Consider the following 19831-nt stretch of genomic DNA (forward strand, 5'->3'; position numbering starts at 1 on the left):
AGCAAAGCGACGCCCATAATCGCCTTCTCGACCTCATCTTCTCAAACTCGTTACGGAGTGATCCTGTCGCCGTCTTCCATTTTCAATAGAGCAGATCACACCGCGACCGAATCGCTCGTCAGTGCAGCGAAGACGCTCACGCTCCCGGACCGGCAGCCGGTGTCGGTGGACGGCTGTGGCGCGTCGCCGGGCCCACGACCAACGACCGACGAGACGATTGTCTCGGTGTGTGGACTCACGAAGCGCTATCCGGTCGACGATGCGATCGTGGATCGACTGTTGAACGATAGGTCGTATCTAACCGCCCTCGACGACGTCTCAATCGATGTTCGGAAAGGTGAAACACTGGGCGTTGTCGGGTCTAGTGGCTCCGGGAAGTCGACTGTCGTCGAGTGTATCGCTGGCCTGACCGGACCGACGAGCGGTGATGTGCGAATCGACGGCCGGTCGGTCGGGACAGTGTCCTCTCGAGACGTCGAAACACTGGGCCGAGTCGGTGTCGTCTTCCAGCAGCCGAAATCGAGCTTGAATCCACGGTGGCCACTCCGTCGATCGGTTGCTGAGCCGCTGTCACGGCGTGGGTGGGCGGACGACCGTATCGACGAGCGCGTCTCCGAGCTGTGTTCGCTGGTCGACATCTCTCCGTCCGTCGCGGTGTCGCGGCCCGACGCGGTGTCCGGTGGGCAGGCCCAGCGCGCGGCACTGGCACGTGCAATCGCAGACGATCCGGAGATCCTGCTGTTGGACGAACCAATGTCGGCGCTGGATGCCACGACGCGCGCTGAGGTTGTATCGTTGCTCGGAGAATTGCAGACCAGCAGCGAGGGGCCCGACGCCACCATCGTCGTCTCTCACGACCTCGGGATAGTCGGTCAACTCGCTGACCGCATCGTCGTTCTGGACGGAGGTGCAATTGCCGAGAGAGGTACCGTAGACGAGGTCTTGTCGGCACCAGAACACCCAGGAACACGAGCGTTACTCGATGCAGTCCCAGAACTCCCGACAGCTCCCGACACGGGCGAGCTGTCGGCTGGAATTACCCCGAAGAATCCATCAAAATTGCAATAGATTCAACAATGACAGAGAAGACACCTACGAAATACGACGTCGCGGTCGTCGGTGGCGGTCCAGCGGGCTGTTCGTCCGCTGTGTTCTGTAGCCGAGCCGGACTCGACACCGTTGTTGTATCGAACGGCCGCTCTACGCTCCAGAAATGTGCATTCGTCGAGAACTACCTCGGCTTCCCGGCGGGGATCGAACCCGGGTCGTTGTTGGAGCTCCTCAAGCGACATGCTCGCGAGGCGGGCTGTACAATGGTCGATGAATCGGTATCATCAGCAGCGAAGGGCGAGGACGCCTTCGTCCTTACTCTCGATCAAGGGTCAATCACCACCGATCGACTGCTTGCTGCCTCCTGGTCCGATAGCGACTATCTCGAAGCGCTGGGCGTCGAGACGGAGCCCGAATCCGGATGTGGTTCGGTTTCGGTGGTTCCTACCGACGACTGCGGGGAGACCGACGTCGAGGGCGTGTACGCCGCTGGCCGGGTCACCGACACCCACCATCAGGCAATCGTCAACGCGGGCGATGGTGCCCGCGTGGCACTCGAGATAATCAAACGAGTTGACTCCGACTTCTACAACGATTGGGTCGCACCCGACGGCTACTACGAACGCCACGACCGCGATGTGCCGGTCGGCGTCGAAGAAATCGACCATAGCGAACGACGGCGGCGTGCAGAGCAGGCGAACGACTACATGCGAACGTTCTTCGAATCGAGCTGAACGCCACAGATGACGAAATGGGACACCCGTTTGAGTGGTCATGAAAAAAAGATATCCCAAATTAAAATAATTTATTATTAGCATATATTGCTTCATTACCGCTCAGCGATTGCGATAATAATCAAACATTCAGTTAGGATTGTAGCCCTTGTCCGTGTCAATGTACAGTTATTGGCAATCAGGAACCTGAAGTACTTCTCGTAATACTGCTGGAAGGATATTTAATTCCCCAGAACGATCGTATCATAATGAAAATCCCCCAGCAGAATTCTCAGCTTATAGACAAAACGATGGAACGGGTATCAGACGCCGTCATCACCGCCGACGAGGACATGGAGTACACCTATTTGAATTCGAACGCCAAAGAATTGATACACGCAACCAACGACACTTTGCGTGGCGAGTCTCTGTTTGATACGCTTCCACACCCGTTAGATACCAGTGACGTAGACAAAGTGGAGAAAGTCCAACAAACGGAGGAAACCCAGTCGTTTGTCCGATACAGCGAAGCGTTAGACCGGTGGTACGAGGTATCCGTGTATCCAGACGAGGACGGGATTTCGATATTCATCACGGATATCTCCGATCAGAAAGAGAGCGAACGAGAGCTACAGAGGGTCCAGCAGCGGTTCGAAGAGTTTTCCGGGTCAGTTCGAGAAGCGTTCTTCCAGGTCAGCGCAGATTACGAAGAAACGTTGTACGTCAATCCTGCAGTAGAGGCCGTGTACGGTATCACACCACAAGAGGCCAGCGAAGATCCCCTTGCCTGGCTGCGTCATGTCCATCCGGACGACCGAGACGATCTCGAAGCTAACATTGACGAGCAGATGGTCAAGGAAGCTGATTGGCCAGTAGAACAGGAGTTCCGTGTTCAACACCCCGTCCGAGGAGAGCAGTGGGTCAAAGCACGACTGGACTGCGTTTCTCTTGGCAACAGTGACGAACACACCATCACCGGAACTGCAATCGACATCACAGACAGAAAGCGACAGGAACGCGAACTGGAACGGAGCGAGAAACGGCTGCGAGCGATTTTCGACTACGCACCCGACGAAATATACCTCCACGACGCTGAGGGGAATCTCCGAGACGTGAATCTTGCTGCGGTAGATAATCTTGGCTACAGTCGCGAGGAACTGCTGTCCATGTCGGTCAGTGACTTTGTCTCGGACCGGTCCCAGATGGACCTCAAGGAAGTCTTTCGAGAGATGTCGACTGGAGAGACGTACCGCGCAGAGAGTCAGCACGAACAGGCAGACGGAACAACGTATCCCGTCGAGGTGTGGTTGAACAAGGTCAACTACGATGATACCGAGCGATTCGTCGGAATCTGCCGGGATGTGTCTGTCCAACGACAACAGGCCAAGTCTTTGGCTGAGCTACATAACGCGAGTCAAGATCTCGTAGAGGCACAAGAGCGAGAAGAAGTGTTCGACCGCTTGCTTGATGCCGCGATAACGATCACCGGTGTCGACTCGGCGACGCTGTTTCAGTTTGAAGAGACAGAAAACACACTCCTGCCGACCAACTCGTTTGGTCGCGAGACATCACCAGTTGCCATCGAACCTGGTCAGGGACCGCGGTGGAAGGCATTTGCCGACCAAGCCACGCGTGTACTGGAACCCGGACCGAAGACGCACGTCCGAGACGACGTCTCGACGCTTTTGATCCTCAGCCTCGGTGACCGCTGTGTGCTTCAATGCGTGTCTGAAAAGCCAGAGGCCCTCGACGAACAGCAGAGAGAACTGGTAGAGACGCTAGTAGCAATGGCTGAAGCCGTCCTCAATCGGACCACGCGCGAACAGCAACTGCGACGTCGGGAGGCACAACTTCAGAGTCAGAGTGCAGTGGCAGACAGACTCGAGCGTGTCAACGGGATAATTAGGCGACTCTCGCGCGAGTTCGTCAACATCCGTACGCGAGAGGCACTCGACACGACTGTCTGTGAGTCCCTCTGCGACGTAGACGAGTTCGAGTTCGTGTGGTTCGGGATGGTGGGAAACGGAGTGGTCAAACCGGTCGCAACGAGTGGGGGCCATTCTGACTATCTTGAGGCCCAGGCCCCAGTCGAAACCACGAGGAGAGAAAAGAGTCTCCCAGCAGGACGCGCCGCCGTGACCGAAGACATTGTCATTATAGAGAAGATAGCCGACGAAATCCATGATGGCGAGTGGCAAACAAAGGCACTGGCACAGTCACTGCTCTCGGTCATAAGCATCCCCGTCAAACACAATGGGGTTCGTTACGGTATTCTGACACTGTACGCGAATCAGGCAAATACCTTCGGGGAAAATATGAAAACAGCTCTTCAAGAACTTGCCGACATCGTTGCTTGCGCCTGTTATCGGATTGAACAAGAACGTGCCAGCAGATACGACAGGGAGAGAAGAGTCGATTTTACTGTGAAAGCTGCTCAGACACCGCTCTTATCGGTTGCTGAGAAAATCGGTAGTAACATCTCTGTCTTGTCAGTCAAACGAACACATTTGACCACGACGGCATATATTGAGAGTCCTGACGCGAACCCGTCTGACTGTGTCTCGGCAGGCAAGACTACCGCCGGTATCGATGCAGTGCAGTCGACTGGGCCAGACACGTACCGCTATCGAGTCGAAGCTGACGAGGTCGGACTGGTCGAGATGATTACCGAATGCGGCGGAATCGTCGAGTCGATTGCTACCATTGAGGATAGATTACAGGTACAAACTCGGTTTCCAGACACTGACGCAACAGACTCCATATGCACAGCCATCTCCGACAAGTGCGACGGCGTTACCATCGCTCACGCACGACCAACGGCTGACTCTACGCACTACACCGAAGAGTTGTTCGATGAGCTCTCTGACCGCCAGTACGAGGCATTACAGATGGCGTTCCAGTACGGTTACTTCTCATGGCCGAAGCAGTCTACTGGCGAAGATGTTGCAGAAGAGATGGGAGTCGCACCGTCGACGTTCACCGAGCACGTCCGACGAGCCGAATCGGCTCTTCTGACCAAGCTATTGGCATACGAAGCGAGATCACGATAGTACCTGAACTCTTGTTGGGACCAGTCACTGTGTGTACTGGAAGTACTATCACTTCGTTTTCTACGGACAATCGAACATAAACGAGCTTTGGAACGGTGGCATCGGAGATCCCACCCGGTTCTCTTCTGAAGCCCCATATTTTAGGTTATGCTGAGATTCTTGCGGCTCCAAAGATAGCTGACAAACTATTATAACCGATTGCTTCTGAGTGGGTACCATGTCACATACAGAGGTACCAGACCCCGAGGAATACGAATGGGACTTCGAGATCAACGGCAGTGTCGGCATCTGGTTCATGCAGGGGTGGAGAGGATTTCCAGACGAGGATCTTGAGGCGGCCAGTGATCACTACAGAGAGCGTGGGAGCCGCAACGACATCGAAGCGACGCTTGCTGTCTTCGGTGACAAGACGAATCTCCCGAAGGAGACACAGGAGTACATGGGCGAGGAGTGGTCGAAAAACGGACGATACACTGGCGTGGACAAGGTAGGATTTGTTTCCGACGGTATCACTGCAATGGCGGTAAAGTCACAGATGGAAATACCTGATGCTGAAGTCGAGGATTTCAGTGACCTTGAGACTGCACTGGAATGGGCCCAATCGTGACACAGTACTCCGAGTGACCACATAGTATAATACCCAAAAGAGTGTTTTTATGTCTGATCGAGATATGATAGGCTCCGTCGAAGGCTTCAGTCTTCGAATGAAATTGTACGCTGGTGCCGGCCTGGTCGCTGCCTCTGGCAGTTCGGTGGCCGTTTCAGCGCTTCTCATCACCGGGAGCGAAATCCTGACGGGACTCACGCTGGTGGCGACAGTTGTCACGGCTGGTCTGTTGGCAGTGGCGGCCCGGCGGCTCATGCGTATCATTGAGGAACTTGTGACAGATATGGAGACAATTGCTGACGGCCAGCTAGACCAAGAAGTGACGACGGACCGTACTGATGAAATTGGTGATATGTTCGAGTCCCTGGAGGCAGTGCGATCGAATCTGACCCGCCGGATTGAGTCCGCAGAGCGAGCCCAGGAAGAAGCGAGAGAGGAACAAAGACGGGCTGAACAGGCGGAGTCCGAACTCGAGTCTCAGGTACAGGCCCGTCGAGAGTCTTTCGAGGAGTACGCACAGGAGTACAGTTCGATTATGGCAGATTGCGCGGACGGAGACCTTTCCTGCCGCTTGCCTGAAGACAGTGATAGCGAGGCGATGGCTGAGATAGCTGTCAGTTTCAATGAGATGATGACAGATATCGAGGCCACAGTCGCCGAGATACGTTCCTTCTCCGAACAGTTAGAGGGAGTAACCGACAGCGTCCTCGATGATGTCGCGCAACTAGAAGCGGATAGCGATACTGTGGGCGACTCCGTTGCAGACATTGCTAACGGTGCGGACAAACAGGACGACCTGATTGGAGAGGTATCTAATGAGATGACCTCGCTGTCTGCGAGTTTCGAAGAGGTAGCGTCTCAGTCCGAAGAGGTTGCCACGAAAACACAGGAGGCTGCTGAAACTGCGACGCAGGTCCAGAAGTCAGCCACAGATGCTGCCGACAAAACCGAGAAAATCAAAACTGAATCTGAGGAGGTGATCACTCAGGTGAGAGAACTCACAGCAGAGATGGATAAAGTCGGCGAGATAGTTGAGTTGATCGACGATATAGCCGAGCAGACGAACATCCTGGCACTGAACGCCTCGATCGAAGCGGCTCGTGCAGGGCAGGAAGGAGACGGATTTGCAGTCGTCGCAGACGAAGTGAAGAAACTCGCAGAACGAACTGGCGAAGCAACAGACGAGATAGCAGCAGTCATCGAGTCCGTACAGTTGACAACCGAGGACACAGCGACGAACATGGAATCGATGGCCGAGCAAGTGAGGCAAGGCAACGAGACGATTAAATCTGCCGTTACAGAGCTTGATGACGTAGTAGAGGCGATATCAGATGCCAACGCAGGTGTCCAAAGTATCAGTGACGCTACCGACGACCAAGCGACATCCGCACAGGAGGTTGTCATGGCAGCAGACGACGTAAGTGAGATCAGCAACCAGACAGCAACAGAGTCCGAGCAGTTAGCTGCGGCCGTTCAGCGACAAAATGCGGGCATCTCCACTGTGAGAGAAGAAATGGGCAAAATCAACGAACAAGCGTCCCGCATTCTGAATAAACATCAGGAATTCGATACCAGTATTGACTCGGAACCAGAACTGGCGACGAGAGGTTCTGGTCTGGAAACATCCACTGTTACGGACTGATCAACAGAGTTCGACCGACTGACAATTCCAATTCACGAAACGATGTCCACCGTACTATTCAGGTCGTGCCCACTCGATGGCTTCGTCGACATCGTTGAATATCTCCACAGTTGTTTCGGCTGTATCGATGTTCGCTCCGACTGCACGGGCTTTGATTCCGTCAGACACGAACGCAAGTCGGTCAATTCCGGCCTTGTCCGCCTTTGGCCCCCAGTACTCGGCAAAATGATTCTGTGTTTCTTTACCCAAGTCAATTTTATCTCCAAAGATTGTCACTGCTCCTTTGACGTTAGATTGTCTTGCTTTTGTTGTCCAGTCTTCCTCCATTATCTCGGCATACTCTGTATCGCCGTCCCATTCAGTATCGTCTGCAACCAGTACCCCGTGTTTAATTTTGTGTGTGATCTCAAATGGAAGTTCATCTAGCGACATACAGACATATTATGGATAGATGTGTAATAAAACCACTGTACTAGACTCGTTTCTCTACTTAATAGTTCATTAATTAATTCTTACCTTTTGAATGTATAATTTCATATGTTTGGGTTTACTTACTACTCTGGTGATGAGTAATTGAGCGAGGGGCCTTAGTTAATCCAGAACCAGAATTAACATTCCATAACATAGTTCCTGCCTCTATTTTTAATAACCTTTTTTATACTCCATCTCCTGAGTTATTAACGCAATGGCATACTCATGCACCCACTGCGATGCACAGTTCCAGAGCGCGGCCAGCGTGAGCCAGCACGTCGGCCTCCATCACAACACGTGTGCAGCGTGTGACGAACAGTTCGAAGAAACCGACACGCTGCGCACCCACATCCACGAGAATCACTGATCAACCACTGCACGGCGCAGAAGACCCGTTCACGACACTGATTTTTATACAGGTGGTACAATCTGACTGCCCCGGGTCCGTCTGGAAATTTCTGATTACCGTGCTCACGAGGATTGGAGATTCCCGAACGACTTGACTCCGGGTGAATTCGCTTTGTTGAACGGTCCAGTAGGTACGGGCAGGTAGTATCCCAATTGATTGGGTGTGACTCGATGAGAATCGAACTGAATACCCCGGAATGTGAGGTATGATATTGAGTTACCCAAACTGAATTCGGAACCGGAATTCGGTGGAGTCCAACCACCCGTTGAACTCAGTCTTCGAGTCCGAAGTCAGCGAGCGAATGCGTATGATGCCAGACAGCCACTACTTCATCGACATCGAACGTGAGGACACCATCAGTCAAGTGGATTGTTATGACACCGTCCTCAATTTCTGTATCATGGAGGTGCATCTCCAGTGGTTCGTCGAATTCTGAGACAGCAAGCATTAGTTCTCCCTTCGATTCAAGCTTTGACTGTAGCTCTCCTGTTTCTACTACCATCGCATCAGTAAATAGAGTTTTTAATAACATAACTATTTTCTCTCTTTTCAAAATTCTATTTTAGACAAAAGAAATAACTGTTGTGACACACGTCTGTTATTTGCTTGACAGCACCCAGTACACCCGAAGAATCATACGCTCAAGAGCCTGGACAGATGGCATCCGGTCAACGGATGGCTGACTTCCTAAGAGGATCGCTCTGGTTTCACCAATTGTTCAGGTGACAGCAGAACGATACCGTCGGATGCTCTTGGGGGGCTATATTTTGTTAGAAGACAAACCCTCGAACGTGCTTGATAACACGTTCAGCTATGACCCAATTGGGCTTATTCGGACGCCCTTTGACTCCCCAGACGGGATGCCGATCCAACCGACCGGTGCAGATTCAGTCACAGGAACTGTCAAAGTCGAGGAGTCGTATGCAGACGGATTAACAGACCTTGCCGGATTCTCGCACTGTATCCTGTTGTATCATTTCCATGCATCTGGCGACGACGCTCCACTACAAGTCGAACCGTTTCTCGACGACACACAACGAGGCGTTTTCTCGACACGGGCTCCCCAACGTCCGAATCGTATCGGGCTGTCAGTTGTGGCAATCGAGTCTGTCACAGGGCAGGAACTAACTGTGACCGGTATCGACGTCGTCGACAAGACGCCGTTATTGGATATTAAGCCGTTTGTTCCCGAGTTTGATATACCGTCTGACGTTCATACGGGCTGGCTTGACGCATCGGAATCAAAGATTGACTCAGAGCGGGCTGATGAACGGTTTCTTTGACGGGACCAGCTACGTCCCAGTAGGCGAACTGAACTGGTCCTCTCCGAAAGGAGTCACTCTCTCTCATTTCTGGAGTACACTGGCTCAAAGCTACGAACTCCTTGTACGGATACAGCTATGCCAGCAATGAGGAGAGTGCTGGCTCCAATCCAGAGTGCTCTGGTGAACAACCCGCTATCTTTGTTGCCTTGGTTTTCCTCTGCAACGACGGTAATAGTGAACGAATTGTCAAGATATGAGTTCCCAGTCCAGACGTTTAGTCGGACCTCCCAGGTGCCATCCTTTGGTAACAAAAGAGTCGTCTCGTACTCACTTGCTACATCAGTTTCTTCAAATGTCGGGTTGATTGTTGTTCCAGTTCGTTCGTGGGATGCAATCAGACCCTCTTCGTCGCTGAGTATGACTGGTACACCGTTACGTGAGAGTTGTACATTCATCACCATCGGAGTCTGGTCCCGTATCTTGAACCGGCTGATTGTGGACTTCTCGATAGCAACTGGTAAGATAGTTACTGTTGCGTCAAGTCCATCAGTATCGATATCTAACGTTTCAGCCCGCTGTTCGAACTGTGACTCCGAGACAGCAGTAGATGTAGGGACTGCTGCAGTCAGAGTCCCAGAAAGCAAGAGTACGAGAATTACGATACCAATTTCTATCCGTACCAGTCGGAGAATAGCGTCTACGGTTGTGTCGAAGCGGGAATCGTCGCCTGAGATACTCTTTTCAAGCCAACTCCCGACTGTCCCAAAGAATCCCTCACGTGTCGGTTCCAGTCGTCTGATTAATAGATACCGAGAACAACCACCAACTCCAACAGCAGCCAATCCAAGTACCAGCTTCAACAGTAGGACCGTCCCGTGCACTGTTTCGAAGACAGCAGTCGGAGTTGGAACGAGCCATGCTGTAAGTCCCAATCCCGTTGCGACAATCGTTGTGACTGAAATAAATGCAAGCATAGAGAACCGTTGAAGAACCCCCCATGCGATGTCTCTCTGAGTCGATGGCTCAAGCTCACCGAGGAGTTCTGGAAGGACAACCGCTAGAGAAATTAGCCCTCCAATCCAGATAGCGCCACCAGTGAGATGAATCAGCGTGAAACCAGCACCGACGGCCCAATCAATCTGACCAGCGCTATGGCTCGTTGCACCCAAGCCGAGTGCGATTCCAACCCCTCCCAGACTGCACAGGACTAGCAATGGCTGATTCGCGTGGTTGCGACCCATTGCGACGAGCAAGACAAAGATTAGACAGACTGCAATCACCATCTGGACAAGCAGAATACCACCTGTCTGACTGGTCGCGGCATCAGTGATTGCGCCCAACGAATCACTGTTTGTCACCGAGTCGGCAAACAGACCACCGGAAGCCACTACTGCGAGACCACTTCCGGCAAGTAATAACTGGGTGACAGACGACCGGATTGTCATCGACGACAGCCCAAACTGTGTTACAACTGGCAACACACTCGTCAAGACGACAACTGGGCACCCTATAAGAAGAATGACAGCAAGGTATAAGAACGACTTTGGGAGAATTTGCGATCTTTCGACTGCCTGTTGGTCCCCAGAACCCTCGTTAGATTCGTACGCCGACTGAAGACTACTTGGGTCTGGTGGTTGCTCGCCAGCAGTAAAGAACCACTCGCCGGATGTTGGATGAGAATCAGCACTGATGATAGCCCATTCTACGACGTAGATACCACTACCAGCGTCTTCGATTTCGACAGTGATTTGTTCCGAAATATCACCCGGTTTCAAGATATCGACAGTAACATCGTTACCGTCCGGCCCAGTGACTGAGAGATCCCGGATTTCATCGACGCCGCTCGTGTAGTTCATTGTAATTTTGTGTGGGACCTTCGAAACGTGACTGCTCTGTCCAGGTGTCGTATCACTGATTACAGCATGTGCACTTACCACAGGCAGTGTGGTCATCGCAAACAGAAGTAACACAACGACGACTAGCCAACTGACTCGGGGCTTGCGACGCTGAACTTGAGACGAATCACCCATCCGAATTAGTACCAGGCTCCATTACCGTTACCGATGTAACTGACGGTATTGACACCGTCACCGACGTCAATCTCATGTAGGAGTTCTCTCTGTTCTACGTCAATGACAGGAACGGTTCCTTCCGCGTCTGATGGGGTAAAGTAATAGCCACCGCCGATTGTCCCTGAGCGATGGATATGTTCCCCGTCTTGTGAAATGCTCCCTGCTTGGACGTGTGTCACAACGGACTGTTCGTCTACGTTGATAAGCGAAGCCTCTTCGGACAGCGTATTGGCTGCGAATGCATACAGCGTTCCGTCTGCACGGAAATAATCAAGATCGTCTGGGCCACGATTATCTAGTTCGACTGTTCCGAGATGGTCGCTGGTTTCACTTGTCGCATCTAGGAACTGGATACCATTCTCTTGAAGCACTCCAAGATACTCACCATCAGGACTCATTTTCAATGACCCAGTATGTTCGACTCGGTCAACTACTTCATTAGTCGTGGTATCTACGATCGGCATGTTTCCGCCAAAATATTCGACGTAGAGTCGTTCATTCTGTGGCCCGTAGTAGGCGTAGTGAGTTCCACCACTGTCACCCAGGTTGATCGTCTCTGTCCGCTCGTAGTTCTCTAGGTCGACAACGTGAACCGCCGCATCGTTTGTATTGGTCGCATAGGCAGTTCTTCCAAGATCGTCGTGATGCAGTAGCTTTCCGTGGCCTGCAACCTCTAGTCCAGTCTGAACCCGTTCTATAACTTCATGCGAGTCTGTATCAATGACGTAGAGTCGACCCTCATCATCCGCGTGAACCCAAATTTCGCCGTCTACAGGGTTGTAGGCATGCGTTGGACCACCGCCAACGCTTACCCACTCCCGGAATTCGCGTTGCTCCGTATCGAAGACGCCAACCCGATTGCCTGAGTCTTCGACAGCAAAGAGTTTCTTCTCGTCATCCGTTGCCCGCACATCACCCCAGCTTGCTCCGGTTAGCTGCTCGCTCATACCAGTTTGCAGGTCTGTGTCGATTCTACCGGCAGCAGGGTCAGCCACTACCGCCCGCTCGGGTGCAAACGCATATAATAATCCCTCACTGCCCGAAGCAGACTGTTGATCCACCGTTTCTGTCGACTGTGGTGTCTCATTCTGTGCATCCGTGTTTTGATTAGTGTTACTGTCACCTGAACTATCATCATCCCCGCCGATACACCCTGCGAATGCGATGCTGATTCCGCCGCCGATGCTCTGTAGAATCTTCCGCCGGGTCGTGTTTGTTGTCACACCGACGAATAAATACCGGTATATGTAATTTCTTCTGGTGAAATTATGAAATAAACTCCCAGAATCAGATAAAAGAAAAAGAACCTAATGCTGGCGTACTATACTCAGTTATGCGTAACTAGGAACCACGCACCCTACTGTCATCTACTTTCATATTCGTTCATAGAATAAAAATGCTATTGGTGTGATAGCCGAATTGATGAGCAGAAACTGTTTCAGGTTACGTTGCCAATTGTACTCAAGCAGGCACCAGTCGTGTGGCTAGCCACACAGAGTGACGCCCTTCCGACCAGTCGGAACACCCATCGCTTAGGCGAACGGTTTCCGCGCTGTCTCAAGATGAGTGTCTGCCCCTCATCCAATCTTGCTACGATTTCCTCCACCAGTTGGCCTTCTCTCTCTTGAGCATCGGCGTGCTTGATAGTGGTTAGATGCCCGGGACACGCCGTGTCACAGGAACATCTGTAACGTGGTCATGAACAATTGTAGTTATCGGACAGACTCCTCGTTGTCAGTCTCGAGTCGGTTCGGCGTGCTCTGGAGTACCGCATAGAGAACGAGCGCTGCTATCAGGAAATCGAGGCTGTGTTCAACAAAGTGATGGACTGGCATGGGGACGACACCGGAAGCTGTTCCAATACCGACAATAGAACGAAAGAGCAAACAACCGACAGCGGTGGTAATGAGCAGATATCGCAGCGAGCGCCGCTGTCGATATGTTAATAGACTCACAATGAAAAGCGACCCAGTTCCCAGAACGGCGGCGAAGATGACACAGAGCAGGGGTATCGAACCCTCGACACCGGGCCAGGCAGTCTCAGATTGCAGGACGACTCGTGAAACTGTAACTATCATTAAAACGGTGTAGAACAGCTATCATAAGAAATTCTGTGGTCTGTCCGTTTTGTGGCTGGCAACACGGGACCACGCCGCTTGCTCGCTATTTCAGTCCGCGACAAAATCGCACGCCACTTATATCGGCCAGTAACTATCTTCAATGGTATGTCGGAGACTCGTTCGCGTGTGCTGGATTGTATCTACGACAATCCTGGCATCCACTTCAGCGCAATTGGCCGCACGCTCGATATCGCGACCGGCCAGACCCAGTATCATATACGAAAACTCTGTCGGGAAGGGAGCCTAGAAAAAGAGAAAGTTTGTGGGCGCACACACTATTACCCGCCGACGTTCTCGGTGTGGGAGCGTGGTGTTATCGCGTTGCTCCGTCGCGAGACGACTCGAGAAATCGTGTTGCTATTGCTCAGAAAGGAGCCACTGCCACCAAACGAGATTGCAGACCGACTGGAGTTGGCACGCAGCACCGTTGAGTGGCACCTCTCCCGACTCGTTGAGTACGACATCGCCGAAAAACAGGAGGCTGACGACGGACTTATTATTGAACTTACCAAAGATGAAGAGCTATACCGACTCCTGCGGGAGATACAGCCGCGACTGATCGATCGAGTTGTAGACAGGTTCTCGCGGCTCACGGACTCTCTTCTCGACGATTAGTCGAGACGGTTGCGGACCCCATCTGCGAGCAGTCCTCGACAAGGGTTGTGTAACTGTTACAAATGTGACACAAGACCGTTTACTGGCATTTCAAGACCTTCCTTTGGGGACTGACGATGCACTCTCTGTTTCGGCACTGTTTTGTGATGCAAGGAGTCGTTCTGCGACTCGACGAGCTCCAACGATGTTTCGGGCGAACGGACCGACACTGGGTTCTGCGAGCGCACCTGAAACGTACACGTTTGAATTGGTACCATCCGTCTGCTGCCACGCAAGTGTCTGATCGTCGAGAGTAGGAAATCCTCCAGCCCCGCGTTCGAGTGACAGAGACTCAGCAACAGTTCTGACCAGTGGGTGCTCTGGAACTGGGTCGAGTCCGGTCGCTAGGACGACCTGTACATCCGCTGCAGTTGTGCCATCGTCAAACCAAACCAGTAATCCGTCGTCTGTCGTGACTGCAGAGGTAATTTCGCCACGCCGCATGTCGAGGTCACCACGATTGCAGGCCTCGTCTAGTCGACGCTTGAGGTACGGAGGGATTGTCCCGTCGTTGCGGGCAGCCCGAATACGGTCAAGACGTGCCTTCGACCCCGGTGGGAGCGTATGAATCTCCTGTTCGATGTGTCGCCAGTTGAGCCAGTATGGGTCGGCTTCGGTTAGTTCGATTTCGAGCTTGTGTCGGGAGAGGAGTGTCACGTCCGTTTTTCTCGACAGCCGACAAGCGAGTTGTCCCGCTGTAATGCCGCCTCCAACGACGTACGTCTCCCCGTCGAAAGTTGCAGCAGTTTTGGGATTAAAATCGGTGTCCCACACGTGGGCGAACGGTTCGTCTGCTGGAAGCGCAGTTGTCCACTCTGGGACTGCCGGCTGGGCACCGAGTCCGATAGCAAGAACAACGCGGCGCGCTTCCAGTGGTTCCACATCCGTTCGGACGTGAAGCGTCTCGCGACCTTCCCTCTCGGTGAGCCCTGTCACCCTCGACCGGAGATGACAGTCGTCGATACCACGCCTGTCAATTACGTATCGGGCGTGATCCACGAAGAGGTCGAGCGTTGGTCGGTTCGGATAGCTTTCCGTCGAGACGAGGTCGTGTTCTCGATTGTCCTCCTCTGCAAAGGATTCGAGTGAAAATGGCTCGGTGTCGATGTGCTGGACGAACGTCGACCGGAGCGTTTTCATTCCACATTGCTCGGCTTTCGTCTCGAAGGATGCGAGCAGTTCCTTGCAGGGTTCGACGATTCGGATCTCGTCTCGCGTAAAGTCACCCTCGGTGAGGAGATAGTTCGTTATGCACGTGCCGTGGATCCCGCCGCCGACGATTACGTACTCGTATGGCTGCTGGCCGATCGATGTGTGACCGAGACGTGATTCATCGGAACTCACTTCCGTTCACCCCCGTCGGCTTCCAGTCCGTCTCGGGTCTGGTCGGGCTGTTGGCTTCTGAGCTGCCCCACGTTTGGGAGACGATGTGAGAGTTTCTGAAAGCCAAGTGCGACGACGTACACAGCAATCGCCACAACCACAATAGAGCCGCCGGCTGCAATCCCGTAGGTGTACGATAGTGTTACGCCGGCTATCGCCGCAAACTCGGCAGCAAGAATTGCCAGCAAGATTGACTGCTTGAAGCTCTGAGCAACCTGGGCTGCAGCGGCGACCGGAACGACGAGCATTGCGGCGACAAGGATAACGCCCATGATCTGCATCGCGCTGACGACGACCAGTGCCGTGAGCACGACCATGAGGCGTTTGTACAGACGGACGTTCAACCGTGCCGCGCGGGCGGCCGACGCGTCGAACGTGACGTACAGGAGTGGTCGATACGCATACGTGACGAGGCTGCCGACAAGGATGCTCATCAACATGAGGATGCCGACGTTCTCCGTCGAGACGGTCGCCAGGCTGCCAAAGAGGTAGGCGTCGATGCCGACCGCGATGCCGCCGTCAGTCGCTGTGATGAGGATACTGCCAACGGCAAATCCCCCTGTCAGCACGATTGCCAGCGAGGTATCGTTGTACGCTCCGGCATGTTCAACCAGCAACTCCACGAGCAGTGCCGTGACGACTGCGACCACGAACGCGGTGAACAGCGGGGACAGCGTGAGCGAGAGGGCCGAATTGAGGAACAATCCGACGGCGACGCCGGCAAAGGCAGTGTGTGCGAGGGTGTCGCTGATCATCGCCATCTCTCGATGGACGAGAAACGTTCCGACGACTGGCCCGGTGAGGGCGATACACACCGCAGCGAGGTAGGCCCGCTGCATGTAGGGATACTCAAGCATCGGCGTGCCGAGCAGGTCGGCCACCACGTCCATTGCGGCGCCAAAGACGTGGGCGAGGAACCACTCGACGCCGTCGATGAGTATGCCACCGATCCATAGAACAGCGGTCGCTCCGCCGAACGGCACGCCTGTGTCAATGAAGGTGGGTTGTATCATGGTTAGTGGTCGTGATGGAGAACGTGCTGATCGGTCCCGTACGCTCGCGCGAGGGCGTCCGTTTCGAGGAACGTGCTGGGGTCACCGTCGAAGTACAGTTCACGGTTGAGACACGCGATATCCGTCGCGTGGGTGGTAACGACACCAATGTCGTGTTCGATGAGGATGACGGTCAGCCCAGTTGTATTCAGCTCGTGCAGGAGGCTGTAGAACTCCTCTCTGGATTCGGCATCGACGCCGACCGTCGGTTCGTCGAGTGCGAGCAGGTCGGCCTCCGAGGCGAGCGCACGGGCGATGAAGACCCGTTGTCGCTGGCCACCGGACAGTCGGCTGACCCGGCGAGACGCGAGGTCTGTGATTCCGACCTGTTCCAGCGCCTCCTCGACCGCTCGCCGGTCCGCTGTCGAGAATCGGCCAAAGAACCGGTGCGGGTACCGCCCCATCTCGACAACTTCTCGAACCGTGACTGGCATATCGCGCGCCGCCTTCGTCGCGTCCTGTGCCACGTATCCGATTCGCTCGCCGGCGTCGAACTCGTGGGCGGGTTCGCCGAACAGCGAAACTGTCCCACTGTCGGGCCGTCGGAGACCGAGCAGCAGGTCGAGTAGCGTACTCTTGCCGCTGCCGTTCGGCCCGACCAGTCCGAGGAAGGATCCGGGTTCGACGTCGATCGACACCGACTCCAGAACCGGGATCTCTCCGTAGCAGAATGTGACGTCGTCGACGCTGATGAGAGGCGTCCCCGACCGCTCTTTTCCGGTCGTTGCTGCCGTCATCGGTAGTCCTCCAGATCAATGAACGCGTCCCCGTACGCCGTAATCCAGGTCGTCGTCCGATATGGAACGGCTACGTCCGGCGGATAGATCGTACAGACGGGTCTCTCCGCTGGGCCGACGACCAGTGCCAACAATCCCGAACGAGGGCGCTCGGACGGACCGGGCTCGGCGTTCCCGTCCCACTCCGGTTCCGTGTCGCCAGATGTGGTGTCGCTCATTCTGCGTCGAGGGCCTGTTTCAGCGTCTCGAGATTGATGTTCTCCATGATCTCGACATAGCCCCAGTCCTTGTCGGCCCACTCCTGGGTCTGTCCAGGAATCGGCGTCAGCGGCAGGACTTCGGTGGCGTCGGTTTCTTCGACAAGTTGGTTCGCCGCGGTCTGGGATTCGAGCGGATCCGCACAGACGTACTGGAGGTCGTGCTCGGCAATGATCTCCTGGGCCCGCTCGATGTCCTTTGGCGTCGGCTGGTCGTCCGGTGACAGTCCCGTCAGCGTCTTTACTTCGAAGCCGTACCGTTGGCCGAGATACTGGAAGGCGTTGTGACCAGCGACGAACACGACATCTTTCGAGGCACTCTCCAACGAGGATTGGAATGACTCGTCGAGTTCGTCCAGACGATTACGGTACGACTCGGCGTTCTCGGCGTAGGCACTGGCATTGTCGGTGTCGACGTCGACGAACCCGCTCCGGATGTTGTCGACCGCCTGCTTCGCTCGCTGTGGGTCTAGCCAGAAGTGCGGGTCCGTTCCGCCGGAGTGGTCGTGGTTGTCTCCCTCCTCGCCTTCGTGTTCGCTATCTCCCTCGTGCTCGCCTTCGTGTTTCTCTCCATTCTCATGGCCGTGTTCACCTTCGTGCTCGCCATCGCCCTCGTGTCCGTGTTCGCCGGCAGTCTCGGTCACTTCGGGTTCGATGGCCGACCCACTGCCGTTGGTGAGCGTCGCGTCGAACTCCGCGGGAGCGTGCTGGGCGAAGAGGACGTAGTGGCCCTCCGTTTCGATATCAAGGGAGAACGTCGTCCCGCCGGAATCCGCGAACTGGAGATGGTAGAGTGACTCACTGGACGGCGTGAGGGTCTCTCCGCCTTCTACCGGTGTGTGCGTGTCGTGGTCGCCGTAGAGGGTGGTTGCGGTCTCCTCGACGTGGTGAATGCCGTGGTCGCCGCCCTCTTCGGTTGCGATAACGGCGAGCTGCATCTTCGGATCGGGGCCCTCGTGGAACGTGTACGTGTAGGTGCCAGCTTCGAGGTGATAGAGGCCAGCCCACTCCCACGGGGCCGATTCGCCGTGGTGCTCCTCGTGGTCTCCTTCTTCGTGACCGTGGTTGTGTCCGCCTTCGATGAGGTCGATACCAGCTCCGGCAGCGACGATGTCGACATCGGCGTCGTCATCACGGAGACTCGTCACGAGGTCGTCAGCCCACGGTTGGAAGCCTTCCATCCCGTAGAAAAAGAGGGCAGATTCGAGAACAGTTCCCTGGATCTGTGGCCCTGGTTTCCACCCGTGGCCGTGTTGGCCGATTGGGACAAGCGTTTCTGCGGTCGCGGTGTCGCCCGCAATCTGACTGGCCAAGTCCCCGAATACGAAGAACGAAGACTGGGCTTCCGGCCCGTCACTCTCTGTCGCCGTCGAGTCGTCGCTCTCTGTCGCACCGGAGTCACCATTGTTCGATGTACAGCCCGCGAGCGCGCCGGTAGTTGCAGTACTGATTCCAGTTGCGATGAGTCGTCGTCGGGTATATCGAGGCATCTGTTATTAACACTGTGAAATTAGATAATAAATGCTATGATTTTGTACTATAAAGTTAATAAATTTCCCATAGGTGAGATAGGGAATTACTAATCGTTGCCGAGATAACTAACGTGGTCGCCAGAATTGCTAATCGTTGCTACCTCAGATTCCGTATTACATAAGCTCGAGGAGCATGCTAACAGGCATTTAGTAGCTGTGGCTCCCAGATACGGTTGCAATGTGTCACTGCTTCAGCGATCCGGCCGAGATGAGTGACGACCAGCGAGCGGACGTTCTCGAAGAACACTCAACGGAAGAACTGCGCGCTGAATACTCCACGGAAGAACTAGAAACCCTCGGCGTTACCGTCTGAGAGACGCGCTTATTGTCGTCACCGCGGGCACAGAGTCCGCCAGCCGACGATAGTCCCACTCACCCGTCTTGATCGACTCTCTCGAATCGGTGGAGGACGGCAGTATCGTCGTCGTCCCACGTCACGTCGTGGGTTCGCTCGATCCGTTCTTTGTATGCATCGAGATCTGGCGAGCCTTCGGCTTGGGCGTCCTCGTCTGTCAGGTCCCCGAGTCGCTCCTCTCGTACTGTAGTCACTTCGAAGACGATATCATCGATCTCGAAGCGGTCACCTTCAGACGCGTGTTTGTCGCCACGGTGCAGTTGAGTAACGTCTCCGTCGACGACCGCTCGTCGAATCCGTTCGGCTGGAAGCAGTTCGTTCGCTTCTATCGTGGTCATTCGTCGTGTCTCACCAATTTCATTGGGTGCTGAATTCAGTTTGTCGGAGAGCGTGTCATAGAATACGTCTCACGCTATGATCGGTTTTCTGACTTTTTCAGGCTATGACGGGTGTAAAATTGCG

The 19831-nt window shown here is 54.3% G+C and carries 19 protein-coding genes and 1 pseudogene; 9 read left to right on the plus strand and 11 right to left on the minus strand.

Annotation, left to right across the window (positions count from 1 at the left end; translation table 11 throughout):
* The first annotated feature begins 165 nt into the window (after positions 1-165).
* The 6 genes and pseudogenes from BLR34_RS15525 to BLR34_RS15545 all read left to right on the plus strand — a co-directional run bounded on the left by BLR34_RS15525 (position 166) and on the right by BLR34_RS15545 (position 7062).
* Positions 166-1068: an ATP-binding cassette domain-containing protein gene (locus tag BLR34_RS15525; protein WP_176765353.1), complete on the plus strand. Its 903-nt coding sequence runs from the start codon at positions 166-168 to the stop codon at positions 1066-1068.
* 8 nt (positions 1069-1076) lie between these two features.
* A complete protein-coding gene (locus BLR34_RS15530) occupies positions 1077-1784 on the plus strand; it encodes an NAD(P)/FAD-dependent oxidoreductase (protein WP_092704683.1) in 708 nt (235 codons plus the stop codon).
* 290 nt (positions 1785-2074) lie between these two features.
* Positions 2075-3088, plus strand: a pseudogene (locus BLR34_RS17655) (PAS domain S-box protein); the annotation flags it as partial.
* A gap of 36 nt (positions 3089-3124) precedes the next feature.
* Positions 3125-4813, plus strand: coding sequence for a GAF domain-containing protein (locus BLR34_RS17440; protein ID WP_245683247.1), 1689 nt, complete (start codon positions 3125-3127; stop codon positions 4811-4813).
* A gap of 217 nt (positions 4814-5030) precedes the next feature.
* Complete coding sequence (locus BLR34_RS15540) at positions 5031-5420, plus strand: hypothetical protein (protein WP_092704687.1); 390 nt, start codon at positions 5031-5033, stop codon at positions 5418-5420.
* 202 nt (positions 5421-5622) lie between these two features.
* Positions 5623-7062, plus strand: coding sequence for a methyl-accepting chemotaxis protein (locus BLR34_RS15545; protein WP_176765355.1), 1440 nt, complete (start codon positions 5623-5625; stop codon positions 7060-7062).
* A gap of 54 nt (positions 7063-7116) precedes the next feature.
* Here the strand turns inward: BLR34_RS15545 and BLR34_RS15550 are convergent, their stop codons facing one another.
* Positions 7117-7494: a hypothetical protein gene (locus BLR34_RS15550; protein WP_092704691.1), complete on the minus strand. Its 378-nt coding sequence runs from the start codon at positions 7492-7494 to the stop codon at positions 7117-7119.
* A gap of 253 nt (positions 7495-7747) precedes the next feature.
* On the opposite strand from BLR34_RS15550, the gene BLR34_RS16710 reads away from it, so the two are divergent.
* Positions 7748-7900 carry a C2H2-type zinc finger protein gene (locus BLR34_RS16710; protein WP_143414188.1) on the plus strand — a complete coding sequence of 51 codons (153 nt, stop codon included), beginning with the start codon at positions 7748-7750 and terminating at the stop codon, positions 7898-7900.
* A 313-nt stretch (positions 7901-8213) separates the two neighbouring features.
* Here the strand turns inward: BLR34_RS16710 and BLR34_RS15555 are convergent, their stop codons facing one another.
* Positions 8214-8444 carry a hypothetical protein gene (locus BLR34_RS15555; RefSeq protein WP_092704693.1) on the minus strand — a complete coding sequence of 77 codons (231 nt, stop codon included), beginning with the start codon at positions 8442-8444 and terminating at the stop codon, positions 8214-8216.
* 289 nt (positions 8445-8733) lie between these two features.
* On the opposite strand from BLR34_RS15555, the gene tsaA reads away from it, so the two are divergent.
* Positions 8734-9225, plus strand: a complete 492-nt coding sequence (gene tsaA / locus BLR34_RS15560; protein ID WP_092704712.1) for a tRNA (N6-threonylcarbamoyladenosine(37)-N6)-methyltransferase TrmO — start codon at positions 8734-8736, stop codon at positions 9223-9225.
* Between the two features lie 53 nt (positions 9226-9278).
* On the opposite strand, the gene BLR34_RS15565 is transcribed toward tsaA, so the two are convergent.
* The 3 genes from BLR34_RS15565 to BLR34_RS17660 all read right to left on the minus strand — a co-directional run bounded on the left by BLR34_RS15565 (position 9279) and on the right by BLR34_RS17660 (position 13357).
* Positions 9279-11237, minus strand: coding sequence for a copper resistance CopC/CopD family protein (locus BLR34_RS15565; RefSeq protein ID WP_092704695.1), 1959 nt, complete (start codon positions 11235-11237; stop codon positions 9279-9281).
* Between the two features lie 5 nt (positions 11238-11242).
* Positions 11243-12502, minus strand: a complete 1260-nt coding sequence (locus tag BLR34_RS15570; protein ID WP_218120916.1) for a YncE family protein — start codon at positions 12500-12502, stop codon at positions 11243-11245.
* A 489-nt stretch (positions 12503-12991) separates the two neighbouring features.
* Positions 12992-13357 (minus strand): DUF7471 family protein, encoded by a 366-nt coding sequence (locus tag BLR34_RS17660; protein WP_092704697.1) that lies wholly within the window; start codon positions 13355-13357, stop codon positions 12992-12994.
* Between the two features lie 147 nt (positions 13358-13504).
* Between BLR34_RS17660 and BLR34_RS15580 the strand changes: the two genes are divergently transcribed.
* On the plus strand, positions 13505-14014 hold the full coding sequence (locus tag BLR34_RS15580) for a winged helix-turn-helix transcriptional regulator (RefSeq protein ID WP_092704699.1): 510 nt from the start codon (positions 13505-13507) through the stop codon (positions 14012-14014).
* 90 nt (positions 14015-14104) lie between these two features.
* Here BLR34_RS15580 and BLR34_RS15585 read toward each other — a convergent pair whose 3' ends face one another.
* From BLR34_RS15585 to BLR34_RS15610, 6 genes are all read right to left on the minus strand, one after another.
* Positions 14105-15397, minus strand: coding sequence for an FAD/NAD(P)-binding protein (locus BLR34_RS15585; protein WP_092704701.1), 1293 nt, complete (start codon positions 15395-15397; stop codon positions 14105-14107).
* Entirely contained in the window at positions 15394-16326 is a 933-nt protein-coding gene (locus BLR34_RS15590; RefSeq protein WP_368086105.1) for a metal ABC transporter permease, read from the minus strand. Before BLR34_RS15590 ends, BLR34_RS15585 begins: the two co-directional genes overlap by 4 nt.
* Before the next feature lie 125 nt (positions 16327-16451).
* Positions 16452-17225, minus strand: a complete 774-nt coding sequence (locus tag BLR34_RS15595; RefSeq protein WP_092704703.1) for a metal ABC transporter ATP-binding protein — start codon at positions 17223-17225, stop codon at positions 16452-16454.
* Positions 17222-17443, minus strand: a complete 222-nt coding sequence (locus tag BLR34_RS15600) for a DUF7511 domain-containing protein (RefSeq protein ID WP_092704705.1) — start codon at positions 17441-17443, stop codon at positions 17222-17224. The genes BLR34_RS15595 and BLR34_RS15600 overlap by 4 nt, the downstream gene beginning before the upstream one ends.
* Positions 17440-18972: a metal ABC transporter substrate-binding protein gene (locus tag BLR34_RS15605; protein ID WP_092704707.1), complete on the minus strand. Its 1533-nt coding sequence runs from the start codon at positions 18970-18972 to the stop codon at positions 17440-17442. The genes BLR34_RS15600 and BLR34_RS15605 overlap by 4 nt, the downstream gene beginning before the upstream one ends.
* 414 nt (positions 18973-19386) lie before the next feature.
* Positions 19387-19707: an ASCH domain-containing protein gene (locus BLR34_RS15610; protein WP_092704710.1), complete on the minus strand. Its 321-nt coding sequence runs from the start codon at positions 19705-19707 to the stop codon at positions 19387-19389.
* Between the last annotated feature and the right edge of the window lie 124 nt (positions 19708-19831).

Origin of the sequence: Halovenus aranensis, from assembly GCF_900100385.1 — an archaeon.
Lineage (GTDB): Archaea > Halobacteriota > Halobacteria > Halobacteriales > Haloarculaceae > Halovenus > Halovenus aranensis.

Coding starts and splice junctions, on each gene's coding strand:
- BLR34_RS15530 (WP_092704683.1), top strand. CDS start 1,077: ATGACAGAGAAGACACCTACGAAATACGACGTCGCGGTCGTCGGTGGC.
- BLR34_RS15540 (WP_092704687.1), top strand. CDS start 5,031: ATGTCACATACAGAGGTACCAGACCCCGAGGAATACGAATGGGACTTC.
- BLR34_RS15550 (WP_092704691.1), bottom strand. CDS start 7,494: ATGTCGCTAGATGAACTTCCATTTGAGATCACACACAAAATTAAACAC.
- BLR34_RS16710 (WP_143414188.1), top strand. CDS start 7,748: ATGGCATACTCATGCACCCACTGCGATGCACAGTTCCAGAGCGCGGCC.
- BLR34_RS15555 (WP_092704693.1), bottom strand. CDS start 8,444: ATGGTAGTAGAAACAGGAGAGCTACAGTCAAAGCTTGAATCGAAGGGA.
- BLR34_RS15565 (WP_092704695.1), bottom strand. CDS start 11,237: ATGGGTGATTCGTCTCAAGTTCAGCGTCGCAAGCCCCGAGTCAGTTGG.
- BLR34_RS17660 (WP_092704697.1), bottom strand. CDS start 13,357: ATGATAGTTACAGTTTCACGAGTCGTCCTGCAATCTGAGACTGCCTGG.
- BLR34_RS15580 (WP_092704699.1), top strand. CDS start 13,505: ATGTCGGAGACTCGTTCGCGTGTGCTGGATTGTATCTACGACAATCCT.
- BLR34_RS15590 (WP_368086105.1), bottom strand. CDS start 16,326: ATGGACGTGGTGGCCGACCTGCTCGGCACGCCGATGCTTGAGTATCCC.
- BLR34_RS15595 (WP_092704703.1), bottom strand. CDS start 17,225: ATGACGGCAGCAACGACCGGAAAAGAGCGGTCGGGGACGCCTCTCATC.
- BLR34_RS15600 (WP_092704705.1), bottom strand. CDS start 17,443: ATGAGCGACACCACATCTGGCGACACGGAACCGGAGTGGGACGGGAAC.
- BLR34_RS15605 (WP_092704707.1), bottom strand. CDS start 18,972: ATGCCTCGATATACCCGACGACGACTCATCGCAACTGGAATCAGTACT.
- BLR34_RS15610 (WP_092704710.1), bottom strand. CDS start 19,707: ATGACCACGATAGAAGCGAACGAACTGCTTCCAGCCGAACGGATTCGA.